Source organism: Amycolatopsis sp. CA-126428 (genome assembly GCF_002904335.1).
Taxonomy (GTDB): Bacteria; Actinomycetota; Actinomycetes; order Mycobacteriales; family Pseudonocardiaceae; genus Amycolatopsis.
In genome coordinates this window covers 119,479-145,951 of the sequence record NZ_PPHF01000129.1, presented here as the reverse complement: position 1 = coordinate 145,951, position 26,473 = coordinate 119,479, and the positions used below count along the sequence as shown (strand labels likewise).

The window sequence follows — 26,473 nt, the reverse complement described above, 5'->3', positions numbered from 1 at the left end:
GGGGAGGGAGGGAGCGAAACCATGCGCAAGGGCGACGAGCATGCTGTGGGCGCATCAGAGAGAACCGGGCCGATCGCGGTCATCGGCGTCGCTTGCCGGCTGCCGATGGCGCCGGATCCCCGCGCGTTCTGGAGGTTGCTGCGCGAGGGAGTAAGCGCTGTCGGGGAGGTGCCCGAGGACCGGTGGGACCCGGCTGTCTTCGCCGGCCACCTGTCACCCGCGCTCCGCCGCGGCGCGTTCCTCGACGGGATCGACACCTTCGACGCCGCGTTCTTCGGTATCTCACCGCGCGAGGCCGCGGCGATGGACCCCCAGCAGCGGCTTCTGCTGGAGCTGGGGTGGGAGGCCGTCGAGGACGCGGCGATCGTGCCCGCCACGTTGCGCGGCACCCGGACCGGCGTGTTCGCCGGGGCGATCGGCGACGACTACACGACGTTGGGCGCGAGGCTCGGGATCGACGGCGTCGGCAGGCACACGCTCACCGGGCGGAACCGCGGTCTCATCGCCAACCGGCTGTCCTACCTGCTCGGCGCGCACGGGCCGAGCTTCACCGTCGACAGTGGACAGTCGTCGTCGCTCGTGGCGGTGCACCTGGCGTGCGAGAGCCTGCGCAGCGGCGAGTCCGATCTCGCGATCGCCGGTGGCGTGAACGTGATCGCGGCGCCCGACAGCATGCTCGGCGCCGACGAGTTCGGTGGGTTGTCGCCCGACGGGCGCTGCTTCACCTTCGACGCGCGCGCCAACGGCTACGTGCGTGGAGAAGGGGGCGCCGTTGTCGTCCTGAAGCCGCTGGCCGCCGCCCTCGCGGACGGCGATCCCGTGTACTGCGTGGTGCTGGGCAGCGCCGTCACCGGCGACGGGGCCACCGACGGGCTGACCGCACCGGACCCGTACGGCCAGGAACTGGTGCTGCGCGCCGCGTGCGAGCGGGCCGGCGTGCGCCCGGCCGACCTGCAGTACGTCGAGCTGCACGGCACCGGCACCGTGCGCGGCGACCGGGCCGAAGCCGCCGCACTGGGTGCGGTGTACGGCGTGGGCCGCACCGAAAGCCTGCTGGTCGGTTCGGTGAAGACCAATGTCGGGCACCTCGAGGGCGCGGCCGGGGCCACCGGGCTGCTCAAGGCGGTGCTCGGTATCCGCCACCGGTGGCTGCCGAGGAGCCTGAACTTCGCCACGCCGAACCCCGGCATCCCCCTGGCCGAGCTGAAGCTGCAGGTGCACACCGAGGACGGACCGTGGCCGCACCCTCGGCGGCGGCTGCTGGCCGGCGTCAGCTCGTTCGGCATGGGCGGCACGAACTGCCACGTGGTGCTGGCCGACGGGCCGGCGCCCGAGACGGCCCGGTCCGGCGGGCCGGCGCCCGCCGTGGTCCCGTGGGTGCTGTCGGCACGTAGCGGGCCGGCCCTGTGCGGGCAGGCCGAGCGACTGCGCGCGGCGGTGACCGGAGCCGTCGAACCCGCCCGGTCCGCGGTGGACACCGCGTTCTCGCTCGTCCGCACCAGGTCGGCGTTCGAACAGCGCGCCGTGGTGCTCGGCCGCGACGAAGGCGAACTGCTCGCCGGGCTGGGCGGGCTGGCGAGCGGCGCGCCCGCGGCGGGGGTCGTGCGCGGGACGGCCGGACCGCGGGCGCCGGGGGTGGCGTTCCTGTTCGCCGGGCAAGGCAGCCAGCGTCCCGGGATGGGCAGGCAGCTGTACCGTGCCCACCGGGTGTTCGCCGACGCGTTCGACGAGGTCTGCGCGCGGCTCGACACCCACCTCGACGTCCGGGTGCGGGACCTGGTGTTCGCCGAGCCCGGCTCCCCGGCCGCCGAACGGCTCGATCGCACCCGGTACACGCAGCCGGCGCTGTTCGCACTGGAAGTGGCGCTGTTCCGGCTGTTCACGGCCTGGAACCTGATCCCGGGGTACCTCGTCGGCCATTCCATCGGCGAGCTGGCCGCCGCCCACGTCGGCGGTGGGCTCACGCTGACCGCCGCCGCCGAGCTGGTCGTGGTGCGCGGCGCGCTGATGGAGACCGCTCCCGCGTCCGGGGCGATGGCCGCGGTCGAAGCCGAACCGGCCGAGCTGACCGAATGGTTGCGCGGCAAGGAAGAACGCGTCGCGCTGGCGGCGGTCAACGGACCGTCGGCGGTGGTCGTGTCCGGGGATGCGGACGCGGTGGCCGAGCTGGTCGCGCGGGCGCGTGCCCAAGGCCGCCGGAGCAGCGGGCTTCGCGTGAGCCACGCCTTCCACTCGCCGCACATGGACGGCGTGCTCGACGAGTTCCGCGCCGCCGTGCGCGGGCTGACCGCGGCCGAACCGGCGATCCCCGTCGTCTCCACCCTCACCGGCGAGCAGTTGACCGCCGCCGAGCTGGGCTCCGCCGACTACTGGGCCCGCCAGCTGCGGGGCACCGTGCGCTTCGCCGACGGTGTGCGCCGGGCTCGTGACCGGGGCGCCGGCGTCTTCGTCGAGCTGGGACCGGACGCGGCGCTCAGCCCGATGGCACGCGCGTGCCTGGCAGGTTCACCGTCGCCCGGCACCGTCGTGGTCCCGGCTCTGCGGGCGGAGCGCGACGAGCCGTACACCGTCCTCGCCGCGCTCGCCGAAGCCCACGTCCTGGGCGTTCCCGTCGACTGGGCCGCCGTGCTGGCTCCGGCGCGACCGCGGCGTGTCCCCCTGCCCACCTATGCCTTCGACCGCACCCGGCACTGGCTCACCGACACCGCCCCGCCGGCGCGCCCCGCCGCCGCCCCGGCCGGTGCTGGCCCCGATCTCCTCGAGCTCGTCCGCGCCACCGCCGCGGCCGCGCTCGGGCACGCCGGGCCGGACGCCGTCGATCCCGGCCGGGGCTTCCGCGAGCAGGGGTTCGCTTCGCTCGCCGCGGTGGAGCTGGCCGCCCTGCTCGGCGAGGCGACCGGAACCCGGCTGCCGGACACGCTGCTCTACGACTTCCCCACCCCCGCCGAGCTGGCCGAGCACCTCGCGCACCGGCTCCCGGACCCGGCCGCGGAAGTCACCGCGGCCCGCGCCGAGGCGGCCGGTGAGCCGATCGCCGTCGTCGGCATGGCGTGCCGCTACCCGGGCGGGGTCCGGGGTCCCGAGGACCTGTGGCGGCTGGTCGACGGCGGGGTCGACGCGATCGGCGAGTTCCCGGGCAACCGCGGCTGGGACCTCGACCGGCTGCGCGATCCGAGGCGGCCCGGCGGCTCGGCCACGCGGTCCGGCGGGTTCCTGTACGACGCCGACTTGTTCGACCCGGCGTTCTTCGGCATCAGCGCGCGCGAGGCGGCCGCGATGGACCCGCAGCAGCGCGTCCTCCTCGAAACGGCTTGGGAGGCGCTGGAGCACGCGAACCTCGACCCCGGCACGCTGCGCGCGAGCGCCACCGGGGTGTTCGTCGGCGCGACCGCGCAGGAGTACGGGCCGCGGCCGGACGAAACCGCCGGTGAGGCCGAGGGCTACCTGCTCACCGGACGCACGCCGAGCGTCGTTTCGGGCCGGATCGCCTACGCCCTCGGCCTCGCCGGGCCGGCGGTCACGGTCGACACGGCGTGCTCGTCGTCGCTGGTGGCCCTGCACCTCGCCTGCCGGTCGCTGCGGCAAGGGGAGTCGGCGCTCGCGCTCGCCGGCGGCGTCTGCGTGATGGCCGGTCCCGGCATGTTCGTGGAGTTCAGCAGGCAGCACGGCCTCGCCCCCGACGGGCGGTGCAAGGCGTTCGCCGAGGACGCCGACGGCACCGGCTGGGCCGAGGGCGCCGGGATGGTCGTGCTGGAACGGCTTTCCGACGCGCGCCGAGCCGGGCACCCGGTGCTCGGCGTCGTCCGCGGCTCGGCGATCAACCAGGACGGGGCGAGCAACGGCCTCACCGCGCCCAGCGGCCGCGCGCAGGAACTGGTGATCCGGCAGGCCCTCGCCGACGCCGGGCTCCGCGGCGACGAGGTCGACGCGGTGGAGGCGCACGGCACGGGCACCGCGCTCGGCGACCCGATCGAGGCACAGGCGCTGATCGCCACCTACGGGCGCGACCGCCCGACGCACCGCCCGCTGAGACTGGGGTCGCTGAAGTCCAACATCGGGCACACCCAGGCGGCCGCCGGGGTCGGCGGGCTGATCAAGGTGCTGCTCGCGATGCGGCACGGCCGGCTGCCGCGCACGCTGCACGCGACCACGCCCTCGTCGCGGGTCGACTGGTCCGCGGGTGCGGTGTCGCTGCTCACGGAGGCCGCGCCGTGGCCGGACGGAGGCCGGCCACGACGGGCGGGCGTCTCGTCGTTCGGCATCAGCGGCACCAACGCCCACCTGATCGTCGAGCAGGCACCGGCGCGGGGTGACCGGGTCCCCCGGCCGGAGGTGCCCGTGCCCTGGGTGCTGACCGCACGCTCGGCGGACGCGCTGCGTGCGCGGGCCCGGGCGCTGATCGACGCCGGCGACCTCGACCCGGCCGACGCCGGGCACACGCTCGCCACCGGACGAGCCGTGTTCGCGCACCGCGCGGTCGTCGTGGGTGCGACCACCGGCGAGCTGCGGCGCGGCCTGGCGCGGGTGGCGCGCGAGGAGCTGCCCGGCCCGGCGGTGGCACGCAGACCCGTGTTCGTCTTCCCCGGCCAGGGCGCGCAGTGGGCCGGGATGGGCGCCGAGCTGCTCGAGTCGTCGCCGGTTTTCGCCCGGTCCATGGCGGCGTGCGCGGACGCGCTGAGGCCGCACGTGGACTGGACGCTCGCCGACGTGGTGCGCGCACCGGCCGAGGCCGGCCTGCTCGAGCGGGTCGACGTGGTGCAGCCCGCGCTGTGGGCGCTGATGGTGTCGCTCGCCGAGGTGTGGCGGTCCTTCGGGGTGGCGCCCGCCGCCGTCGTCGGTCATTCGCAGGGGGAGATCGCCGCCGCCTGCGTGGCCGGCGCTCTGTCGCTTTCCGATGCCGCCGCCGTGGTGGCGTTGCGGAGCAAGGCCTTGACGGCGATCGCCGGGCGTGGCGGGATGCTGGCGGTCGAGCTGCCGGCGGACCGGGTGCGGGACCGGCTCGCCGGAGCGGGCCCGGGCCGGTTGTCGGTCGCCGCGGTCAACGGCCCGGCCGCGACGGTCGTGGCCGGCGACCACGACGCGCTGGACGACCTGCAGCGCCGGTGCGAAGCCGAGAACGTGCGGGTGCACCGGGTGCCGGTGGACTACGCCTCGCACTCGCCGCACGTCGAGGACCTCGAGGACGAGCTGAAGCGGCTGCTCGCGGGGCTCACCCCGTGCCCGGCCGACGTCGCCTTCCACTCCACGGTGACGGGTGGCCCGCTCGGTGCCGAGGCGCTGGACGCCGGCTACTGGTACCGCAACCTTCGCGGGACGGTCCGGTTCGAGCAGGCGGTGCGCGGGCTCGTGGACGACGGCCACGACGCCTTTCTGGAGATGAGCCCGCACCCGGTGCTGAGCGCGGCCCTGCGGACCACGGCAGGCGACGACGTCACCGTGGCCGGTTCGCTGCGCCGCGACGACGGGGGCGCGCGGCGGCTGCTCGGGTCGCTGGGGGAGGCGTTCGCCGCGGGCGTGACCGTCGACTGGCGGGCCGCGTTCGCCGGTCTCGACGTCCGGCACGCCGACCTGCCCACCTACCCCTTCCAGCGACGCCGGTACTGGATCACGAGCCGGGCCACCCAGGACGTCACGGCGTTGGGGCTCGCCGCCGCGGAGCACCTCCTGCTGGGCGCGTCGACGGAGCTGGGCGACGGCGGGGGTGTGCTGTTCACCGGCTCGGTTTCCGCGCGCACCCAGCCGTGGCTCGCCGAGCACGCGGTGGGCGGCGCGGTGCTGCTGCCGGGAGCCGCGTTCGCCGAACTCGCGCTGACCGCCGGGCTGCGGGCGGGGTGCCGGGGGCTGGCGGAGCTGGTGATCGCCGCGCCGCTCAGGCTGCCCGCCCGGGGTGCGGTGCAGGTTCAGGTCGCGGTCGGGCCGCCGGAAGACCGGCGCACGGTGCGGGTGTACGCCCGGGTCGAAGACGAGCCATGGACGTTGCACGCGTCGGGATCGTTCGGTGACGGCGGTGACGGCGTCGCACTCACCGGGGCGTGGCCGCCTCCGGCCGCGGCGGCGGTGGACGTCGACGAGCTGTACGCGCGGCTCGCCGACGAGGGGTACCACTACGGCCCGGCGTTCCGGGGGCTGAAGGCCGCCTGGCGACAGGGCGACGCCGTTTTCGCGGAGGTCGCGCTGGCCGCCGCCGAGCGGCCGGACGCCGACCGGGCGGCCGTGCACCCGGCGCTGCTCGACGGCGCCCTGCACGCGGCGGTCGGCCTGCTCCACGACCCGGGCCGCCGGCTGCTGCCGTTCGCCTGGCGGGACGTCCGGCTCCACGCGACCGGGGCCACCGAACTGCGGGTGCGGATGCGGCCCGCGGGCCCGGACGCGGTGTCCGTGGTGCTCGCGGACGCTGCGGGCGAGCCGGTGGCGACGGTCGGCTCGCTGACGCTGCGGGCCGCGCCGGACGTGGTCCGCGGGGCTGCCGACCCCCTGCTGCGGGTCTCCTGGACCACCACGATCCCGGCGGCGCCGCCGTCGGCGGGCCGCCGGTGGGCGGCGCTCGGCACTGCCCGCCGGTTCGGGCTCGCGGCCGACGCGCACGATGACATCGCCGCGCTCGTGACCGCGCTCGGGCGGAGCGGCGCCGGTCCGGACGTCGTTGTGGCGGACTTGACCGACCTCGACGGCGACGACGCCGGTTCCGTGCACCAGGCCGTGCACCGCGCGCACGCGCTGCTGCGGGACTGGCTGGCGCACGAGGTGCTCGAACGCACGACTTTGCTGGTGGTGACCTCGGGTGCGGTGCCGGCGGGCGGCACGGTGCCCGGCCTCGCCGGCGCCGCGGTGCACGGGTTGCTGCGCACCGCCGTCGCCGAGCACCCGGGCCGGTTCGTGGTGGCCGACGTGGAGCGTGGCGGCGAAGTGGAGTCCTCGCAGGCACTGCCCGCGCTGCTCCGCGCCGGTGAGCCGGAGTTCGCGGTGCGCGCGGGGACGGGCCACGCGCCCCGGCTCGTCCGCACTACCGCGGTGGCGGCGCCGGTGCCGATCGGCGGCGGCACGGTGCTCGTCACCGGCGGCACCGGCACGCTGGGCCTTCGGCTCGCCCGGCACCTGGTCGCCGAGCACGGCGTGCGGCACCTGCTCCTCGTCAGCAGACGCGGCGAGCACGCGGAGGGCGCGGCCGAGCTCACCGCCTTGGGTGCGGACGTCACCTTCGCCGCTTGTGACGTGACCGACCGCGAAGCACTCGCCGCGGTGGTCGCCGGAATCCCGGCGGACCGTCCCCTGCGCGCGGTCGTGCACGCCGCGGGGACGCTCGACGACGGCGTGCTCACCGCGCTCACCCCGGCCCGGCTCGATGCCGCGCTCGGGCCCAAAGTGGACGCCGCCGTCGCCCTGCACGAGCTGACCCTTGACCACGACCTGGCCGCTTTCGTGCTGTTTTCTTCCATCACCGGCACCCTCGGCAGCCCCGGCCAGGCGGGGTACACCGCGGCGAACGCGGCGCTGGACGCCCTCGCCCAGCGCCGCCGGGCCGGCGGGCTGCCCGCCACGTCGCTGGCGTGGGGGCTGTGGGCACGGCCGAGCGGGATGACCGCGCACCTCACCGACGCCGACCTCGCGCGGCTGGGCCGCGCCGGCGTCGCGGCGCTCCCCGAGGAAGCCGCGCTGGCGCTGTTCGACGTCGCCCTCGGCGCGTCCGAGGCGGCGCTGGTGGCCGCCCGGCTGGACCTGGCGGCGTTGCGTGCCCAGGCCCGCGCCGGACGGCAGGCGCCGGTGTTCCGCGAGCTGGTGCCCGGTCCGGTCACGGCGGACCGGGCGGCCGGGCCGTCGTGGTCCGCGCGGCTCGCGGCGGCCCCCGCGGCCGAGCAGGAGGCGCTGGCGTTGGCGCTGGTGCGCGAGCAGGCGGCCGCGGTCCTCGGCCTGGACTCGGCCGAGGCCGTCGCCCCGGGCACGGCGTTCACCGCCGTGGGCGTCGATTCGCTCATGTCCGTCGAGCTGCGCGGCCGGCTCAACGCGGCCACCGGGCTCAAGCTGCCCGTGACCGTGCTGTTCGACCGGCCGACACCGGCGGCCCTGGCCGCCCACATCCGGGCCGAGGTGCTCGGCTCCGCGCGGGAAGCCACGCCGCGGGCCCGCACCGTCAGCGGCGAACCGATCGCCGTCGTCGCCATGGGCTGCCGGTACCCGGGCGGGATCCGCTCCCCGGAGGACCTGTGGCGGCTGGTCGACGATGGGCGCGACGCCATCGGCGAGTTCCCGGCCGACCGGGGCTGGGCCGTCGACGCGCTCTACGACCCCGACGCCGACGCCGCCGGGCACAGTTACACCCGGCACGGCGGTTTCCTCGACGACGCCGCCGGATTCGACGCCGCCTTCTTCGGAATGAGCCCCCGCGAAGCCCTCGCGACCGACCCGCAGCAGCGCGTCCTGCTGGAGACCAGCTGGGAGACGCTGGAGCGAGCGGGCATCGACCCGCGGACACTGCGCGGCAGCCGCACCGGTGTCTTCGCGGGCGTGATGTACGACGACTACGCCGAGCGGTTGAAGCGGGCGCCGGCGGGCTACGAGGGCTACCTCGCGACCGCGATCACCAGCAGCGTCGCGTCCGGCCGGGTGGCCTACGCGCTCGGCCTCGAGGGGCCGGCCGTCACCGTCGACACGGCCTGCTCGTCGTCGCTGGTCGCGCTGCACCTGGCGTGCCAGGCGCTGCGCGCGGGGGACTGCGACCTGGCCCTCGCGGGCGGCGTCACCGTGATGGCGACCCCCGGGCTCTTCGTCGCGTTCAGCAGGCAGCGCGGGCTCGCCCCCGACGGCCGGTGCAAGCCCTTCGCCGCCGCGGCCGACGGCACCGGCTGGGGCGAGGGCGTGGGCGTGCTGCTGGTCGAACGGCTGACCGACGCGCTGCGCAACGGGCACCCCGTGCTGGCCACGGTCCGTTCGTCCGCGGTCAACTCCGACGGCGCGAGCAACGGGCTCACGGCACCGAGCGGACCGTCCCAGCAACGCGTGATCCGGCAGGCGCTGGCCGACGCCGGGCTGGGGGCGGCGGACGTGGACGTCGTGGAGGCACACGGCACCGGCACACCGCTCGGCGACCCGATCGAGGCCCAGGCGATCCTCGCCACCTACGGGCAGGACCGGCTGGACGGCCCGCCGGTCCGGATCGGCTCGGTGAAGTCGAACATCGGGCACACGCAGGCCGCCGCCGGGGTGGCCGGGGTGATCAAGATGGTGCAGGCGATGCGTGCGGGCCGGCTGCCGCGAAGCCTCCACGTGGACGAGCCGACCGGGCACGTCGACTGGTCGGCGGGGCGGGCCGAACTGCTCACCGAGCCGGTGGACTGGCCGGACGCCGGCCGTCCCCGCCGCGCGGGCGTGTCCGCCTTCGGGATCAGCGGGACCAACGCGCACGTGATCCTCGAGCAGGCGCCGCGGCCGCCCGGCCGCCCGGCCGCGTCCGGCACCGCGTCGGCGTGGGTGCTCTCGGCTCGAGAGGAACGGCCGCTGCGCGAACTCGCCGGCCGGCTGCGCGCGCGGGTCGCCGGGCCGGACGCGCCGGACCCGGCGGACGTCGGGCACGCCCTCGCGACCGCGCGGACGCCGTTCGAGCATCGCGCCGTGGTGCTCGCCGCCGACCGGGCCGGGTTCCTGGCCGGGCTCGACGCGCTCGCCGCCGGACGGCCGCTGCCCGGCCTCGTCACCGGAACGCCGTCGCCGTCCGGGAAGACGGTGTTCGTCTTCCCGGGCCAGGGCTCGCAGTGGCCGGGCATGGCGCTGGAGCTGCTCGACACCTCGCCGGTGTTCGCCGAGCGGCTCGCCGAGTGCTCGGCCGCGCTGAGCGCCCACGTGGGCTGGTCGCTGCCGGAGATGCTGCGGGGCGCGCCCGGCCACGACCGGGTCGACGTCGTGCAGCCGGTGCTCTGGGCGGTGCTGGTGTCGATCGCCGAGCTGTGGCGGTCGGCCGGAGTGGTGCCCGACGCGGTGGCCGGCCACTCGCAGGGTGAGATCGCGGCCGCCTGCGTCGCCGGCGCGCTGACGGTGGAGGACGCCGCGCGGGTGGTCGCGTTGCGCAGCCGGGCGCTCGCCGAGCTGACCGGCACGGGCGGGATGGTGTCGGTGGCGCTGCCCGCGGCTCGCGTGGCGGAGTTGCTCGAGCCGTGGGGCGACGCGCTGGACGTGGCCGCGCTCAACGGCCCGTCGGCGACTGTGGTCTCCGGTGCGCCGGAGGCGCTCGGCGCGCTGCTCGAGGCGTGCGCCGCCGCCGGGATCCGGGCGCGCCGGGTGCCGGTCGACTACGCATCGCACTCGCCGCGGGTCGAGCCGATCCGCGCGCGGGTACAGGAGTTGCTCGCGCCGATCGCGCCGCGTGCGGCGGCGATCCCGTTCTACTCGACGGTGACCGCGGGGGCACTGGACACCACCGGCCTCGACGCCGGGTACTGGTTCCGCAACCTCCGGCAGCCGGTGCGGTTCGAGGAGACCACCCGGGCGCTGCTCGCCGCGGGGCACACGTGGTTCGTCGAGGCGAGCCCGCACCCGGTGCTGACCTCGGCGATCGAGGAGACGGCCGACGACGGGACCGGCCGGAGCGCGGTGGTGCTGGGGTCCCTCCGCCGGGACCAGGGCGGTCTGGACCGCTTCCGGACGTCGCTGGCCGAGGGGTACGTGCGTGGCCTCGCCGTGGACTGGCCCGCGGCGCTCGGCGGCGGGCCCGGCCGCCCGGTCGACCTGCCCACCTACCCGTTCCAGCACGCGCGCTACTGGCTGGACGCCGTCCCGGACGCGCCGGGCCCGGTGGCCGGGGACCACCCCCTCCTGTCCGCGTCGACCGAGCTGGGCGACGGCCGGGGGGTGCTGTTCACCGGCTCGGTTTCCTCGCGCACCCACTCGTGGCTCGCCGACCACGCGGTACTGGGCACACCGCTGCTGCCCGGGACGGCGGTGCTGGAGCTCGCGGCACGGGCCGGGCGGCAGCTCGGCACCCCGGCGCTCGCCGAGCTGACCTTGCACGCTCCGCTGGTGCTGCCCGAGAACGGCGTCACGCACCTGCAGGTCGTCGTGGCCGAACCGGGCGCGGACGGGACGCGCGCGTTCTCGATGCACTCCCGGGTGGACGGCGCGGACCTGATCCGGCACGCCGGCGGCCTGCTGTGTGCCGACCCGGTCGTCGAGGACGTGCCGGGGCCGCCTGCCCAGTGGCCACCGGACGGCGCGGTCCCGATCGACGTCGCCGCCGGCTACGAGCGGCTCGCTGGGCTGGGGTACGGCTACGGGCCCGCGTTCCGCGGCCTGACAGCGGCGTGGCGGTCGGGCACGGACGTGCTGGCCGAGGTCGAGCTGCCGGACGGGATCGAACCGGGTGGCTTCGGGGTGCACCCGGCGCTGCTGGACGCGGCCCTGCACCCGGCGCTGCTGGTGGGCGAAGACACCACGCCGCTGCTGCCGTTCGAGTGGTCCTCGGTGTCGTTGTCGGCCACCGGCGCGACGCGGGCGCGGGTCCGGATCCGGCCGCTCGAGCCGGGCCACGTGTCGATCGCGGTCGACGACGCCTCCGGCGCGCCGCTGCTGCGCGCCGGTTCACTCGTGCTGCGGCCCGCGGTCCGGCTGTGGCAGGTGGACTGGCGGGCGGTGCGGCCCGGCGCCCCGGCGCTCGCGGTCACGCCGGAGGTGGTGCGGCTGGGCGGTGCCGGCTCGGCCAGGTCGGCGCGTGGTGGGGCGGCGGATGCGCTCGCGGTCACCCCGGAGGCGGTGCGCCTGGGCGGTGGCGAAGACTTGGCCTCGTCGGCGCGCGAAGTGACGGCGCGCGCGCTCGCGGCCGTCCAGCGGCACCTCGCCGGACCGGTGGGGCCACCGCTCGTGCTGCTCACCTCGGGCGCGGCCGGTGACCCCCGTCCCGCGGACCCGGCGGCCGCCGCCGCGTGGGGGCTGGTCCGCTCGGCGCAGACCGAGCACCCTGGCCGGATCGTCCTGCTGGACGCGCTCGCGCCGCCGTCGGCCCGGCAGCTGGCCGAGGCGCTCGCCACCGGTGAACCGCAGCTCGCCCTGCGCGCGGGCGGGTTCACCGCCCCACGCCTGGTGCCCGTGCCGGCCGCGGGTTTCACCACGGCCCGGCCCCTCGACCGGGACGGCACCGTGCTCGTTACGGGTGGGCTCGGCACGCTCGGCTCCGTGGTCGCGCGGCACCTGGTGACCCGGCACGGCGTGCGGCACCTCGTGCTGGCCGGCCGTCGGGGCCCGGACACCGGCGGTGCCGCCGAGCTGGCCGCGCACCTGCGGGAGCTGGGCGCCGACGTCACCGTGGCCGCCTGCGACGTCGGTGACGCGGACGCGGTGGCGGCCCTGCTGCGCGAGATACCCGCCGAGCACCCGCTGACCGCCGTGTTCCACCTGGCGGGGGTGCTCGACGACGGCACCGTCGAAGCGCTCACCCCGGCCCGGCTCGGGCCGGTGTTCCACGCGAAAGCAGCGGGGGCTTGGCACCTGCACGAACAGACCCGCGACCTCGACCTGGCCGAGTTCGTGCTGTTCTCTTCGGTCGCCGGGACGATCGGCACCGCGGGGCAGGGCGGCTACGCGGCGGCGAACGCGTTCCTCGACGCGCTGGCCGGGCACCGGGCGGCGCTCGGCCTCCCGGTCCGGTCGCTCGCCTGGGGGCTCTGGGCGGTCGAGAGCGGGTTGACCGGCTCGCTCACCGACGTCGACCGCGAGCGGCTGCGTCGTTCGGGTCTGGCGCCGATGGCCACGGAGCAGGCGCTCGCGATGCTCGACGCCGCGCTCGCCGGAGCGCACCCGGTGGTTGTCGCGGCCCGGCTCGACCCGGCCGCGACACCGCGCGAAAGCACTGCGGCCTCGGCGCCGTCGTCGCGGCCGGGGGAGCGGCTGCGCCGCCTGCCGCCTCCCGAGCAGGATCGCGAAGTGCGTGAACTCGTCGCCGGGCTCACCGCCGCCGTCCTCGGCTATCGCGGCAAGTTGCCGGCGGACCGCACGTTCAGCCGGCTGGGCATGGAGTCGCTCACCGCCGTCGAACTGCGCAACCGGCTCGCCGCGGCCACCGGGCTTCGCCTGCGCACCTCCGTCGTGTTCGACCACCCCGACGTGGACGCGCTGGCCCGCCACGTGCTGAGCGAGCTGTCCGGCGAACCGGCCGGGCCCGCCGAGGTGGTCCGCGGGCCGTCCGCCGAGCCGATCGCGATCGTCGGCATGGGGTGCAGCTTCCCGGGCGGCGTGCACGGCCCCGACGAGCTGTGGCGGCTGGTCGCCGAAGGCGGGGACGCGATCGGGCCGTTCCCCACCGACCGGGGCTGGGACCTCGACGCGCTCTACGATCCCGACCCCGCCCGCGCGGGCACGGTCTACACCCGGGAGGCGGGGTTCCTCGCCAACGCGGCGGGCTTCGACGCGGAGTTCTTCGGCATGACACCCCGGGAAGCGACCGCCACCGATCCGCAGCAGCGGCTGCTCCTCGAAACGGCGTGGGCGACGCTGGAGCACGCGGCACTCGACCCGCACTCGTTGCGCGGCGAGCCGGTCGGCGTGTTCACCGGCGTCATGTACGGCGACTACCGGACCCGGGCGACGCGGCCCACCGCGGAAACCGAGGGCTACCTCGTCACCGGCAGCGCGGGCAGCGTCGCGTCCGGGCGGGTGGCCTACCACCTCGGCTTCGCCGGCCCGGCGATCACGGTGGACACCGCCTGCTCGTCTTCGCTCGTGGCGGTGCACCTGGCCGCCCAGGCCCTGCGGGCCGGCGAATGCCGGCTCGCACTGGCCGGCGGGGTCACGGTGATGGCCACCGAAGCCGCCCTGCTGGAGTTCAGCCGCCGGCGCGGGCTCGCCGCCGACGGCCGCTGCAAGCCGTTCGCCGCGGCCGCCGACGGCACCGCGCTCTCCGAGGGCGCCGGGCTGCTCCTGCTCGAACGGCTCGGCGATGCCCGGCGCAACGGCCACCGGGTGCTGGCCGTGCTGCGGGGGTCGGCGGTCAACTCCGACGGCACGAGCAACGGGCTCACCGCGCCGAGCGGGCCCGCGCAGGAGCGGGTGGTGCGGCGGGCACTGGCCGACGCCGGGCTCGCCCCGGGGGACGTGGACGCCGTCGAGGCGCACGGCACCGGAACCCCGCTCGGTGACCCCGTCGAGGCCGAGGCACTGCTGGCGACCTATGGACCGGGGCGCGAACGGCCGCTCTGGCTCGGCTCGGTGAAGTCCAACATCGGGCACGCGCAGGCCGCCGCGGGTGTCGCGGGGATCATCAAGATGGTGCAGGCGATGCGGCACGGCGTGCTGCCGCCCACGCTGCACGTCGACCGGCCGACGCCGCACGTCGACTGGACCCGCGGGCCGGTGCGCCTGCTGCGCGAGACGACGCCGTGGCCGGACCGCGGCGCGCTGCGGCGGGTGGGCGTTTCCTCGTTCGGCATCAGCGGCACCAACGCGCACGTCGTTCTGGAGCAGGGCCCCGGCGAGCCCACGGCGCCCCAGGTCCCCGACGGCACCGTGGTGCCGTGGGTGGTGTCGGCGCCCACGGCGGCGGGCGTGCAGCGGTACGCCGGGCAGCTGCATGAGTTCCTGCTCGCCCACCCGGAGCACTCGATCACCGCGACCGGAGCGGCCCTCGCGCGGCGGAGCGCGTTCCCCGCACGCGGGGGGATCGTCGGACGGACCCGGGCGGAGCTGCTGGAGGGCTTGCGGGTGCTCGCCGACGGGGGCTCGTCCGCCGCCGTCGTCACCGGCACGGCGGGCGGCGGCGAGCTCGCCGTGCTGTTCGGCGGCCAAGGCAGCCAGCGCCGCCGGATGGGCCGCGAGCTGGCGGCGGCGTTCCCGGTGTACGCCGCCGCGTTCGACGCCGTGTGCGCCGAACTGGATCGCCACCTGGACCGGCCCCTGCGGGCGGTCATCGGCCTGGACGGCAGCGAAGACCCGGCGTTGCACGAGACCGCCTGGACCCAGCCCGCGCTGTTCGCCGTCGAGGTCGCGCTGTACCGGCTGGTGGAGAGCTGGGGACTGGTGCCAGGCTGCGTGGCGGGCCACTCGCTGGGCGAACTGACCGCCGCGCACGTCGCCGGGGTGCTGTCGCTCGCCGACGCGTGCACCATGGTCGCCGCCCGCGGGAGGCTGATGCAGGCCGCCCGCACCGGCGGCGCGATGGCGGCGATGGAGGCGGACGAGGCGGAACTGGGCGACGTGGGCGAGGGCGTGTCCGTCGCCGCGGTGAACGCGCCCGGGTCGGTCGTCGTGTCCGGGGACGCGGGAGCCGTGCTCGACCTGGTGGCGCACTGGCGCTCGCGCGGACGGCGCACCACCCGGCTGCGGGTCAGCCACGCGTTCCACTCGCCGCACATGGACCGGGCCGCCGAGGAGTTCCGCGCCGTGGTCGGCGGGCTGACGCTGCACCCCGCGACCATTCCGCTGATCTCCACCGTCACGGGTGCGCAGGCGACCGGCGAGCAGCTGCGCTCCGCCGGTTACTGGGCGGGGCAGCTGCGCCGTGGCGTGCGGTTCGCCGACTGCGTCCGGACCATGCGGGACCGCGGGGTGACCGCGTACCTGGAGCTTTCCCCGACCCCGGTGCTGCTGCCGGACGTCACCGCCACGGTCGCCGGGACCACGCCCGAACCCGCGGTCGTCGCGGTGCTCGACAAGGACGCACCGGAGCGCCAGTCGGCCGTCACGATGCTGGCGCGGCTGTTCGCCGCGGGCCCGCGGCCGGACTTCACCGCGGTGTTCCCGGCCGGCGCCCGGGCCGCCGAGCTGCCCACGTATCCCTTCCGGCACCAGCGGTTCTGGCTTGCGCCGGAGCCCGCCGAGGCGGGGACCGCACCCGCCGCGGCGGGCCATCCGCTGCTGGACGCGGCGGTCGAGCTGGCCGACGGCGGTGTCGTGCTCACCGGACGGGTCTCGCTCCGGCGCCACCCCTGGCTCGCCGACCACACCGTCTCGGGCGTGGTCTTGCTGCCCGGCACCGCGTTCGTCGACCTCGCGCTGCACGCGGGCGAGCTGGCCGGCCGGCCGGTGGTGCGCGATCTGGTCGTCCAGGTGCCCCTGCCGGTGCCCGAGACGGGGGCGGTCGAGCTCCAGGTGCGGGTCGTGGCCGCCGACGGCACCGGCGCGGCCGCGGTCACCGTGCACGGACGACCGTGCACGGACGCGCCGCCGGGCGCCTGGACCGAGCACGCGACCGGAGCGCTCGTCGCCGACGACGGGACCCCGGCCGGTGCCCTGCCCGCCCGGGCACCCGGTGCAGGGGAGGAGATCGACCTCGACGGCGCCTATCCGCGGCTGGCCGCGTCGGGCCTCGGCTACGGACCGGCTTTCCGGGCCGTGCGCGCGGCCCGGCGACAGGACGGGGAACTGCACGTCGAGGCGGCCACCGACGCACTCGACGTCGAAGGCTGGCGGCTGCACCCGGCCCTCTTCGACGCGGTCCTGCACCCCCTCGCGCTGGAGTCCGGCGGGACGGAACCCGGATCGGTCCGGCTGCCCCACGCGTGGGCCGGGGTCCGGTTCCGCGGCGGGCACCCGGCGGCCGTCCGGGCGCGCCTCACCCGCACCGGTGCCGGTTCGGTGTCGGTGACGGTCACGGACGAGCGCGGGGTGCCCGTGCTGGAAGTGGCGGAACTACACACCCGGGCGGTGCCGGTGGCCGACCTCGGCGCCGGGCGTCCCGTGCTGCGCCGCCAGGCGTGGTCACCGCTCGTGACGGGGGACGAGCGGCCCGCGGCCCGGCTCGTCGTGGTGGGCGAGGGCGGCCCGGACGTCGAGCGGCACGCCACCGTGCGCGAGCTGCGCGCCGCGCTCGACGCCGGGGCGAGGCCACCGGACCTGGTGCTGCTCGAAGCGACCGCAGAAGACGGCGAGGCCGACCCGGCGGTCCGCGCCGGGCAGCGGTGCGAACGGGTGCTCGCCGACGTCCGGGAGTGGCAGGCCGACCCGCGGTTCGCCGCGGCCCGGCTCGTCGTGGCGACGACGGCCGCGGTCGACACCCGGCCGGCGGACGACGTCGACCCCGCGGCGGCCGCCGTCTGGGGCCTGCTGCGGGCGGCACAGGCCGAACTGCCCGGCCGGTTCGTGCTGCTGGACACCGACGACACCGCGGCGTCGTGGCGCGCGGTTCCCGCGGCGCTCGCCACCGGTGCGCCGGAGCTCGCGATCCGGTCCGGGCAGGCCACCACGCCACGGCTCGTGGTGCACCGCGGCGCGGCGCGCGCCGGCGCCGCACTGGCCGACGGGACGGTTCTCCTCACCGGCGCGACCGGCGTGCTGGGCGGGCTGCTGGCGCGGCACCTCGTCACCGGGCACGGAGTCCGGCACCTGCTGCTGCTCAACCGGCGCGGGCGGGCGGCGCCCGGCGCGGCCCGGTTGCTCGAGGAGCTGGCCGCGCTGGGCGCTCGGGCGAACCTGGTCGCGTGTGACGCCGCCGACGCGGCCGCGCTGGCCGGCGTGCTCGGCGACCTCCCCGGCGAGCGTCCGCTGCGGGCCGTGGTGCACGCGGCCGGGGTGCTCGACGACGGTCCGCTGGTGACGATGACCCCCGCGCGGCTGGCGGCGGTGCTGCGGCCGAAGGCCGGTGCGGCCTGGCAGCTGCACCGGCAGACCGAGCAGCTCGACTTGGCGGCCTTCGTGCTGTTCTCGTCGCTGGCCGGGGTGCTCGGCAGCGCCGGGCAGGCCGGCTACGCCGCAGCCAACGCCTTCCTGGACGGGCTCGCGGCGCACCGCGCCCGGCTCGGTCTGCCGGCGACATCGCTGGCGTGGGGGCTCTGGGCACCGGAGGACGGCATGGCCGGGCAGCTGGGCGTCGCCGGCCGAGCCCGCCTGGCCGGGGCCGGGGTGCTGCCGATGCCGGTCGCCGACGCGCTGGCGTTGTTCGACGAGGCGCTCACCGCCGCAGCGCCGGCGCTCGTCGCGGCCCGGCTCGACCTCGCCACCCTGCGGGCTCGCACCGGCCTGCGCGCGAAGGCCGGACGCGCTCCGGTGCGGGCGGAGGACTTCGCGGCCAAGCTCGCGGGACAGCCGCCGCGGCAGCGGTACGAGCTGGTCTTCGAGCTGGTGCGCACCACCGTCGCGGCGGTGCTCGCCCACGAGCCGCCGGAGCCGCTGAGCGGCGTGGAGCTGCGCGACCTCGGGTTGGACTCGCTCACCTCGCTCGAACTACGCGACCGGCTCAACGCCGCCACCGGCCTCGCCCTGCCCGGCACCGTCGTGTTCGAGCACCCCACGGCCGACGACCTGACCGGCCGCCTGGTCGCCGAGCTCGGCGCGGCGGCCGCCGTTTCCGACCGGCCGCGCCCCCGGGCCGGCCACACCCAGGAGGGGATCGTGTGACCAGTCCCGTGTCGAGCCATGTCCGGCTGCACGCGGAGGAGGCACCGGCGCCGGACGACGCCGGCGGCGTCCAGCCGTTCCCGATCCCGAGCCAGAACCACCGGCCGGTGGGGTGCGCGCCGGAGAGCGACAAGATCCGGCGGCGGGAACTCGCCGACTTCCTGCGCAAGCGCCGCGAGAGCACCGACCCGGCCGAGCTGGGGCTGCACCGCGGCGCCCGGCGGCGGACCCCCGGGCTGCGCCGCGAGGAGATCGCGGTGCTCGCCGGGATGAGCCCGACTTGGTACACCTACCTCGAGCAGGCGCGTTCGGTCTCACCGTCGGCGAAGAACCTCGACGGCATCGCGGACGTGCTCCGGCTCTCGGACGGGGAGCGCGTGTACCTGAGCCGGCTGGCGCAACGGGACCCGATGCACCGGCCTGCCACCGAACAGGACAGCGCCCGGCTGTGGGAGCTGACCAAGGCGCTGAACCCACTGCCCGCCCTCGCCACTTCGCGCTTCGGTGACGTACTGGGGTGGAACGACGCGGCCGTCGACCAGTACGGCGACTTCGGCCGGATGCCCGACGCCGAGCGGAACCTGCTCTGGTGGATGTTCACCGCCGACGCGGCCCGTGAACGGATCGTCGACTGGGAAGCCGAGGCCCGCGCCCAGGTCGCGCGGCTGCGCTGGGCGGCGGCGGGCTGGTACGGCCACCCCCGGCTGGACGCGCTGGTCGGCGCCCTCGCCGCGGCGAGCGACTCGTTCCGGGCGTGGTGGGACAAGCACGCCGTGTACGCCCCGGGCGATCGGATCGTCACGATCCGGCACGCCCGCAGCGGCGAGCAGATGACCACGCGCGTCCTCGACGCGTGGCAAGACGACCTGGGCGACGCCCGGCTGGTGCTGCACGTGCCCGGCTGAGGGCGTAGCCATCCCCACCGACGAAAGGCGGCAAGCCGTGGCGCTGCCCCGGGAAAGCACCGCGATCGACGACATCCTCCTGTCCGACATGAGCTTCTGGCAGACGCCCGTGACCGAGCGGGACGCCGCGTTCGCCCGGTTGCGGGCGTTGCCGGGCCTGGCCTTCTTCCCCGAGCCCGTGCAGCACGTGGTGCCGATGGGACCCGGCTACCACGCCGTGGTGCGGCACGCCGACGTCGTCGAGGTGAGCAGGCGCCCGGCCGACTTCACCTCCGCGCCGATCGCCACCGCCCTCGAGAACCCCGTCCCCGGCTACGCCCACTACTTCGACTCCCTGATCAACTTCGACGGGCCGCGGCACGCCAAGATGCGCCGCGTCGTCAACCGCGCGTTCACCCACCGTGCCGTTCAGCGGCTCGTCTCCGGCGTGCGGGCGACCGCGGCGGGAATCGTCGACGAACTCGCCGAGCGCGGCCCGTCGGACTTCGTCGAGCACGTCGCCGCGCGGCTGCCGCTGACCGTCATCTGCGACCTCATCGGCATCCCCGAGAGCGAGCGGGCGACCGTCAACCGGTTGTCCACCCTCTTCGTCTGCGCCGCCGACCCGGAGTACACGCCCGACGGCCCGCAGAGTTGGGCGGCCGAGGTGCTGCAGGCCTGCGGGACACTGCAGCAGCTCGTGCTGGAGCTGTGCGAACTCCGGCAGCGGCAGCCGGCCGACGACGTGGTGACGGCGCTGTCCACCGCGAACGTCGACGGCGAGCGGCTCACCGCGTCCGAGATCGGCTCCTTCTTCATCCTGCTCGTCATGGCCGGCAACGAGACCACCCGCAACGCGCTCGCGCACGCCCTGCAGCTGCTCACCGACCACCCCGCGCAGAAGGCATCGCTGACCGCGGATCTCGACGGCCGCCTCGGCGGCGCGGTCGAGGAGATCCTGCGCTACGTGCCGCCGATCAACTGGATGCGCCGGACCGTGGCCCGGCCCGGGGTGGAGCTCGGCGGGCAGCGGTTCGAGGCGGGCGAAAAGCTCCTGCTGTTCTATTGGTCGGCCAACCGGGACGAAGCGGTTTTCGCCGACCCGCAGCGCTTCGACATCACGCGCGACACCCGGCAGAGCGTCACCTTCGGCGGGTGGGGGCCGCACTACTGCCTCGGTGCGCACCTGGCCCGGCACGAGATCACGGTGCTGCTCGGTGAGCTCCTGCGGCGGCTGCCGGGCATCCGCGCGGCCGGGCCACCCGACCGGCTCGTCGCCGGCTTCGTCAACGGGGTCAAGCGGCTGCCCTGCGAGTTCTGACCACGACCACCTCCGGAAAGGACGTCGATGCGGTTCGGTTTCGCACTCGACTTCGGGTCCACCCTTCCCTTCGCCGAGCGCATGCGGACCGGTGTGCCGCTGCTCGCTCGGGCGCGGGAAGCCGGGATCGAATCGGTCTGGATCGGCGAGAGCTACCACCACCGGCCCGGGCCGTTCCACCTCCCGGCGCCGTTGCTGACGCTGGCCCACCTGGCCGGGGTCACCCCGCTCCGGCTGGGGACCGGGGTGCTGCTGGCCCGCGCCCACCACCCGCGCCGCCTCGCGCTGGAAGCGGCGATGGTGGACCAGATCAGCGAGGGGCGGCTGACGCTGGGCATCGGGCTCGGCGAGGACGCGCTGCGCGGCGACCTCGGTGGCCCGGACCTGCCCGGCGGGGCCGCGTTCGACTCGCTCCTCGACGGGGTGCGCCGGGAGTGGCGCGACGCCGTGGGTGACGGGCTCCGGCCGGGGCCGGTGCAGCCCGGCGGGCCGCCGATCCTCGTCGGCGGGTTCAGCGAGGCAGCCACGGTCCGCGCCGCCACCGCCGGCGACGGCTGGTACGCGGCGACCGGCTACTCCGACGACCTGGTGCGCACCCAGACCGCTCGCTACCTCGAGCGGCTGCCGGCGGGCCGCGAGCCGCTCGTCGCGGCGAACCGGTTGTGCTTGATCGCCGCCGACCGCGCCACCGCCCGGGCGCGCGCCGCGCACCACTTCCGCGAGGTGTACGACTTCTACGGCGCGCTGGGAGCGTGGAACCTCCCCGTGGTCTACGACCCTGCGGCCACTCCCACCCCGGAGAACACCGTCGGCGACGCGGCGCCGGTGCTGGTCGGTACCCCCGACGACGTGCTGGCGCACCTGCGCCGGTACCGCGACTGGGGTGTGACCGACGTGCACCTCCGGATGGCGCCGGTCGCCACGTCCGCCGAGGTGGCGTTGGAAACCATCGCGCACGTCGCCGAGCGGATCGTGCCGGAGCTCGGGGGCTGACCGGCGCCGGACCGATCAGGGCACCGGTGCGGTGGTCCGGCGCTCGGCCGCGCGGAGGATCGCGGCCGGGATCGCGGTGCACACCGCTGCCCCGAGCACCCACCAGAACGTGGTGGCGAAGGCGGCGGCCTGGCCGGCGGGGGCGATCGCGCCGGTCAGCCCGGCCTGCAGCACCAGCGTGAAGAGCGCCGTGCCCGCCGAACCTCCGAACCGCTGGCCCATGTTCAGCTGGACCGTCGCGTCCCCGATCTTCGACGGCGGAACCGCCCGGTAGGAGGCCGCGATGGCGGGCACCGAGCACGCCCCGATGCCCAACCCGCGCAGGACCATCACCAGCTGCAGGAACCAGTACGGCGTGTCGTCCCGCAGCAGCACGAACGGGATCGTCGCCACCACGGTCAGGCCGGCCGCGGCCAGCAGCGTCGAGCCGCTGCCGATGCGTTCGATCAGCCGGCCGCTGAGCAGCAGGGCGGCCGCGACGCCGGCGCCCTGCGGCAGCAACAGCAGGCCGGTCGTGACGGTGTCCTCGTGGCGCACGATCTGGAAGTACAGCGGCATCAGGATGACCGCGCCGAAGATCGACACCCCGACGAAGAAGTTGCTGGTGGCCGCCGTTCGGTAGCGCAGGTCCCGGAACAGGCGGAGGTCCGCGACGGGGTGCGCGGCGGTGCGGGCGCGCACGACGAACGCCCCGAACAACACGACGGCCGCCAGCAGCGCGACAGCGACGACCCACGGCCCGCCGCCGCCCGCGACCCCGAGGTTGGCCAGGCCGTACGTCAGCGCCACGCTGCCGAGGGTGATCGCCAGGAGCCCGGGCAGATCCGGGGTGGGCACCTCGGTGGTGCCGTCCGCGGGCAGCAGCCGGAGCGCGAGCACCACGGCGAGCACGCCGATCGGGACGTTCACGAAGAAGATCCACGGCCAGCCGCCGTGGGCGAGCAGCAGGCCGCCGATCGTCGGCCCGAGCGTGGGCGCCAGGATCGACGACGCCGAGGTCAGGCTCATCACCCGGCCCATCCGCTCCGGGCCGGCCTCCCGGGCCAGGATCATCTGCCCGACGGGCATCGACAGGCCGCCGGCCAGACCCTGTGCCGCGCGCAGCGCGATCAGCATCCCGGCGGAACCGGCGAACCCGCACGCCAGCGAGGTGAGCGTGAAGAGCGCGATGGCGCTCACGTACACCGACCGGGCGCCGAAGCGAGCCGCCGCCCAGCCGGTCACCGGCAGCACAGCGGCCATGGCGAGCAGGTACGCCGTCACCAGCCACTCGACGGTGGTGAGCGGCGAGCCGAGGTCCGTCGAGAGCCGCCGCAGCGCCACGTTGACGACCGTGGAGTCCAGCAGCGTCATGAATGAGCCGACGACGACCACCACGATCATGCGCCGCAAGGCGGGGGACAGTGGTTCGGACCCTCGCCGGGCCCCGCCGTCCGCGGTCATCGCGCCCCCTCCGTTACGGTGTGTCCCTAGACGCCGGACAGCCGGTGAAGACCGATCGTATCGGCCGCACGCGGCCGCGGGGCCGGTCAGCCGTTCGCCCTCGGCGTGAAGCCGGCCGCGGTGATCCGCATCGTCGTCTCGGGTGGCTGCGGCGCGGGAACCAGGTGGAGCCGCTGCACCTCGCCGGGCGATCCGGCTCCGGCGGCGTCACAGGCGCATTCCGCGTGCTCGAGACCGGCGAAGCGGTACGCGATCTCCATCATGCGGTTCCGTTCGGTGCGCCGGAAGTCGGCCAGCAGGTGCACGTTCGCGCGCGCCGCCGCGTCGACGATCCGGCGGAGCAGGACCGACCCGACACCGCAGGCCACGACCCGGCAGGAGGTCGCGAGCAGCTTGATCCGCCAGGCGGCGGGGAGCCGTTCGAGGAGGATGACGCCCACGGCCCCGTGCGGGCCGAACCGGTCGGCGAGGGTGGCGACGAGCACTTCGTGGGCCGGATCGGCGACGAGTGCGTCGAGCGTCTCCCGCGAGTAGGGGATGCCGGTGGCGTTGAGCTGGCTGGTCCGCCGTGTCAGCTCTTCGACGCGGGCGAGGTCGCCCGGGCCGGCCCGGGCGACGACGAGTTCCATGCGGAGGCTTTTCAGGAACTCCTCGTCGGGGCCGCGGAAGGCGGCCCGGTCCGCCTCGCGCCGGACCCGCGCCTGGTACATCGCCCGCCGCCGGGTCGCGTCGGCGGTGACCGTGGCCGGACTGAACTCGGGCAGCCCGGTCAGCGAGGCGGCCCGCTCGGCCGGGTAGCAGCGGATCCGGGGCAGGGACCGGGAAACCTCGGCGCGCTCGGAGGGCTGATCGTCGACGAAGGCGACCGCGCTTTCGGCGAAACCCAGTTCGGCCACGATCTCCCGCACGGCGTCGGACTTGCGGCCCCAGCCGATGCGCGGCAGGACGAAGTACTCGGCCACGGCCAGCTCTTCCAGGCACTGCCAGGCGTGCTCGTGGTCGTTGCGGCTCACGACGGACTGCAGCACGCCCCGCCGGTCCAGCTCCACGACCACGCGGCGGATCTCGTCCGCGAGGTGGACCTCGGGGTCCTCCAGGAGCGTGCCCCGCCACAGCGTGTTGTCGAGGTCCCAGATCAGGCACTTGACGAGAGCTTCTTGCTGGTGCATGGATCACCTCCGCTAGAACTCCCAAAGGGTGGCGGTCCACGCCGCCACCGGGCTGTTGCTCAGGACGAGCACGAGATCGCCGGGCCGGAGGCCGCCACCGGCCCGCACCCGGTGGAGGTTGAGGACGACGTCCATCGCACCGAGGTGGCCGAAGCGGGCCAGGTGTTCGCCGCACACCGGGTGGACACGCAGCCCGAGCGACCGTTCGTAGAACGTGTACGCGCTTGCGGTCACGTTGGGCAGGAGGGTGGTGGCGACGTCCCCCTTGGCGGCGCCGGCCTCGGCGAGGACCTCCTCGACGAGGCGGCCGAGCCGGGTGCGGCTCTGCATCGCCAGGTCGAACCGGTACTGGTCGAGGTCGCGGCACTCCTCTCGCCACTGCGCCACGGGCGTGTCCTTGTAGTCCACCCGGAACAGGCCGTGGAACCGGGGGTCCGCCGCCATCCGGTGGGCCTTCAGCACCGGGCGCCCGTCCCGGACCAGGGTCATGGCGAAGGCGCCGTCGCCGATCACCGTGACGGGGAAGCGGATCCGGTCGACGCCGGTCGGCCGGCTCGCATAGGTGATCATGACGCTGCGGCGGGCCGGGTCGGCGACGAGCAGGTCCTTCGCGAGCGACCACGCGGCGGCCGAGCCGGCGCAGCCGAGGCCGTCGAGGGTGAACGGGAACGTGCCGCGCAGGCCGCTCTCGAACTGGATGTGGCAGGCGTCCGAGCCGATCAGCACCTCCGGCGCGCGGGAGCCGATCGTGATCAGCTGGTCCGGGATCCGCGGGTCTTCGGCGAGCAGGTCCCGGCAGGCCTGCGCGGCCAGGTCGACGGGCGTCTTCCCGTCGAAGACCCCGACGGTCCGGACCCCGCTGTGCGCCACGAACTCCCCCTCCTGCGCACCCAGGCGCCGTGTTTCCGGCAGCTCGGCCACGTCCACCAGGTCGCCGGGGAGCAGGCACGCGATGGCGCCGATGCCGATGGTCACGAATTCTCCTCGATGGCTCGGCGGGCGAGGACCAGCTGGCAGATCTCGGACGTGCCTTCGATGAGCTCCATCAGCTTCGCGTCGCGGTAGGCGCGGGCGACGACGTGCCCGTCCTGTGCCCCGGCCGAGGCCAGGACCTGCACGGCCCGGGTGGCGCCCGCGGCGGCGTTGCCCGCCGCCACGTACTTGGCGAGGACCGCGTCGGTCACCAGCTCCGGCGAGTTCCGGTCCCAGCTGTCGCTGGCCCGTTCGCACGCGAGCGTCGCGGTGCGGACGGCGACGTGGAGGTCGGCGACGTGCCGGGCCACGAGCTGGTGCGCGGCGAGCGGCGTCCCGAACTGGTGACGGGCGCCGGCGTGGCGGACCACGGCGGCCAGGCAGGCCCGCAGCATGCCGACGCAGCCCCAGGCGACCGACAACCTGCCGTGGGTCAGCGGGATGGTGACGAGCATGGTCACCGGCAGCCGGGACCCGGCGAGCAGGGCGGACCGGGGCAGCCGCACGGAATCCAGCCGGACGTTCGAGTGCCCGGCGGCGCGGCAGCCGAGCGGGTCGGGGATCTTCTCGACCGTGACGCCGGCAGCGGTGGCCGGGACCGCGGCGATCGCCGCGCCGGCTCCGTACGTGCCGGCGACGAGCAGCAGGTCCGCATAAGCGGCCGCGGTCACCCAGACCTTCTCGCCGGTCACGACGATCCCGTCCGCGTCGTCGGTGATCCGGGTCGCGACGGCCGAAAGGTCGCTGCCGGCCTCCGCCTCGCTGAAGCAGACGGCCGCGAGGTCTCCGCCGCTGAGCCGGCCGAGCAGGGCGGCGCGCTGTTCGCGGTCGCCCAACCGCCGGATGGTCCAGGCGGCCATGCCTTGGGACGTCATGACGCTCCGAAGCGAGCCGCACAGGCTGCCGGCGTGGGCGGTCAGCCTGCCGTCGGCCAGTCCGGACAGGCCGAGGCCGCCGAACTCGGCGGGGACGGCCGCGCAGAGGACGCCTTCGCGGCCCAGCCGGCGCAGCAGCTCCCGGGGGAGTGCGCCGGCCACGTCCCAGGCGGCGGCGTGCGGCCCGACCGATTCCGTCAGGAGCGCGGCCGGGTCAGCCACGGCGGGTGGCGGCGGTGATCCGGGTGATCAGCGCGACCATGGTGTCGACGGTGCGGAAGTTCTGCATGCTCAGGTCGTCGCCCTCGATGGTGATGCCGTAGGTCTGTTCGATGTGGACGACCAGTTCCATGGCGAAGATGGAGGTGACGGCGCCGGACGCGAAAAGGTCGGTCGCAGGGGCCCAGGACTGCCGCGTCCTCGTCTCCAGGAACCCTGTCAGCTCCGCCCGGGCGGACTGCGCGGTGGCGTTCCCGGCATCGGCGATGTCTGTCATGGCTAACTCTTTCC

9 protein-coding genes are annotated in these 26,473 nt (G+C 75.8%); 4 read left to right on the top strand and 5 right to left on the bottom strand.

Annotated elements, in window-relative coordinates:
• Positions 1–21: 21 nt before the first annotated feature.
• The 4 genes from C2L58_RS31640 to C2L58_RS31625 are packed head-to-tail and all read left to right on the top strand — an operon-like array spanning position 22 to position 21,504.
• Entirely contained in the window at positions 22–18,306 is an 18,285-nt protein-coding gene (locus tag C2L58_RS31640; protein ID WP_158264197.1) for a type I polyketide synthase, read from the top strand.
• Positions 18,303–19,211 carry a helix-turn-helix transcriptional regulator gene (locus C2L58_RS31635; protein ID WP_103341330.1) on the top strand — a complete coding sequence of 303 codons (909 nt, stop codon included), beginning with the start codon at positions 18,303–18,305 and terminating at the stop codon, positions 19,209–19,211. The genes C2L58_RS31640 and C2L58_RS31635 overlap by 4 nt, the downstream gene beginning before the upstream one ends.
• Positions 19,212–19,248: 37 nt before the next feature.
• A complete protein-coding gene (locus tag C2L58_RS31630; RefSeq protein WP_233226048.1) occupies positions 19,249–20,511 on the top strand; it encodes a cytochrome P450 in 1,263 nt (420 codons plus the stop codon).
• A 27-nt stretch (positions 20,512–20,538) separates the two neighbouring features.
• A complete protein-coding gene (locus C2L58_RS31625; RefSeq protein ID WP_103341329.1) occupies positions 20,539–21,504 on the top strand; it encodes an LLM class flavin-dependent oxidoreductase in 966 nt (321 codons plus the stop codon).
• A gap of 15 nt (positions 21,505–21,519) precedes the next feature.
• On the opposite strand, the gene C2L58_RS31620 is transcribed toward C2L58_RS31625, so the two are convergent.
• From C2L58_RS31620 to C2L58_RS31600, 5 genes are all read right to left on the bottom strand, one after another.
• Positions 21,520–22,947: an MDR family MFS transporter gene (locus C2L58_RS31620; RefSeq protein WP_103341328.1), complete on the bottom strand. Its 1,428-nt coding sequence runs from the start codon at positions 22,945–22,947 to the stop codon at positions 21,520–21,522.
• An 86-nt stretch (positions 22,948–23,033) separates the two neighbouring features.
• Positions 23,034–24,116 carry an HAD-IIIC family phosphatase gene (locus tag C2L58_RS31615; RefSeq protein WP_103341327.1) on the bottom strand — a complete coding sequence of 361 codons (1,083 nt, stop codon included), beginning with the start codon at positions 24,114–24,116 and terminating at the stop codon, positions 23,034–23,036.
• Between the two features lie 12 nt (positions 24,117–24,128).
• A complete protein-coding gene (locus C2L58_RS31610) occupies positions 24,129–25,091 on the bottom strand; it encodes a 3-oxoacyl-[acyl-carrier-protein] synthase III C-terminal domain-containing protein (protein ID WP_103341326.1) in 963 nt (320 codons plus the stop codon).
• Positions 25,088–26,185: an acyl-CoA dehydrogenase family protein gene (locus C2L58_RS31605; protein ID WP_103341325.1), complete on the bottom strand. Its 1,098-nt coding sequence runs from the start codon at positions 26,183–26,185 to the stop codon at positions 25,088–25,090. Before C2L58_RS31605 ends, C2L58_RS31610 begins: the two co-directional genes overlap by 4 nt.
• Positions 26,178–26,459, bottom strand: a complete 282-nt coding sequence (locus tag C2L58_RS31600) for an acyl carrier protein (protein ID WP_103341324.1) — start codon at positions 26,457–26,459, stop codon at positions 26,178–26,180. The genes C2L58_RS31605 and C2L58_RS31600 overlap by 8 nt, the downstream gene beginning before the upstream one ends.
• Between the last annotated feature and the right edge of the window lie 14 nt (positions 26,460–26,473).

What these genes read in the sequence shown, in the direction of transcription:
- C2L58_RS31640 (WP_158264197.1), top strand. Translation starts at nt 22, where the DNA reads ATGCGCAAGGGCGACGAGCATGCTGTGGGCGCATCAGAGAGAACCGGG.
- C2L58_RS31625 (WP_103341329.1), top strand. Translation starts at nt 20,539, where the DNA reads ATGCGGTTCGGTTTCGCACTCGACTTCGGGTCCACCCTTCCCTTCGCC.
- C2L58_RS31620 (WP_103341328.1), bottom strand. Translation starts at nt 22,947, where the DNA reads ATGACCGCGGACGGCGGGGCCCGGCGAGGGTCCGAACCACTGTCCCCC.
- C2L58_RS31615 (WP_103341327.1), bottom strand. Translation starts at nt 24,116, where the DNA reads ATGCACCAGCAAGAAGCTCTCGTCAAGTGCCTGATCTGGGACCTCGAC.
- C2L58_RS31600 (WP_103341324.1), bottom strand. Translation starts at nt 26,459, where the DNA reads ATGACAGACATCGCCGATGCCGGGAACGCCACCGCGCAGTCCGCCCGG.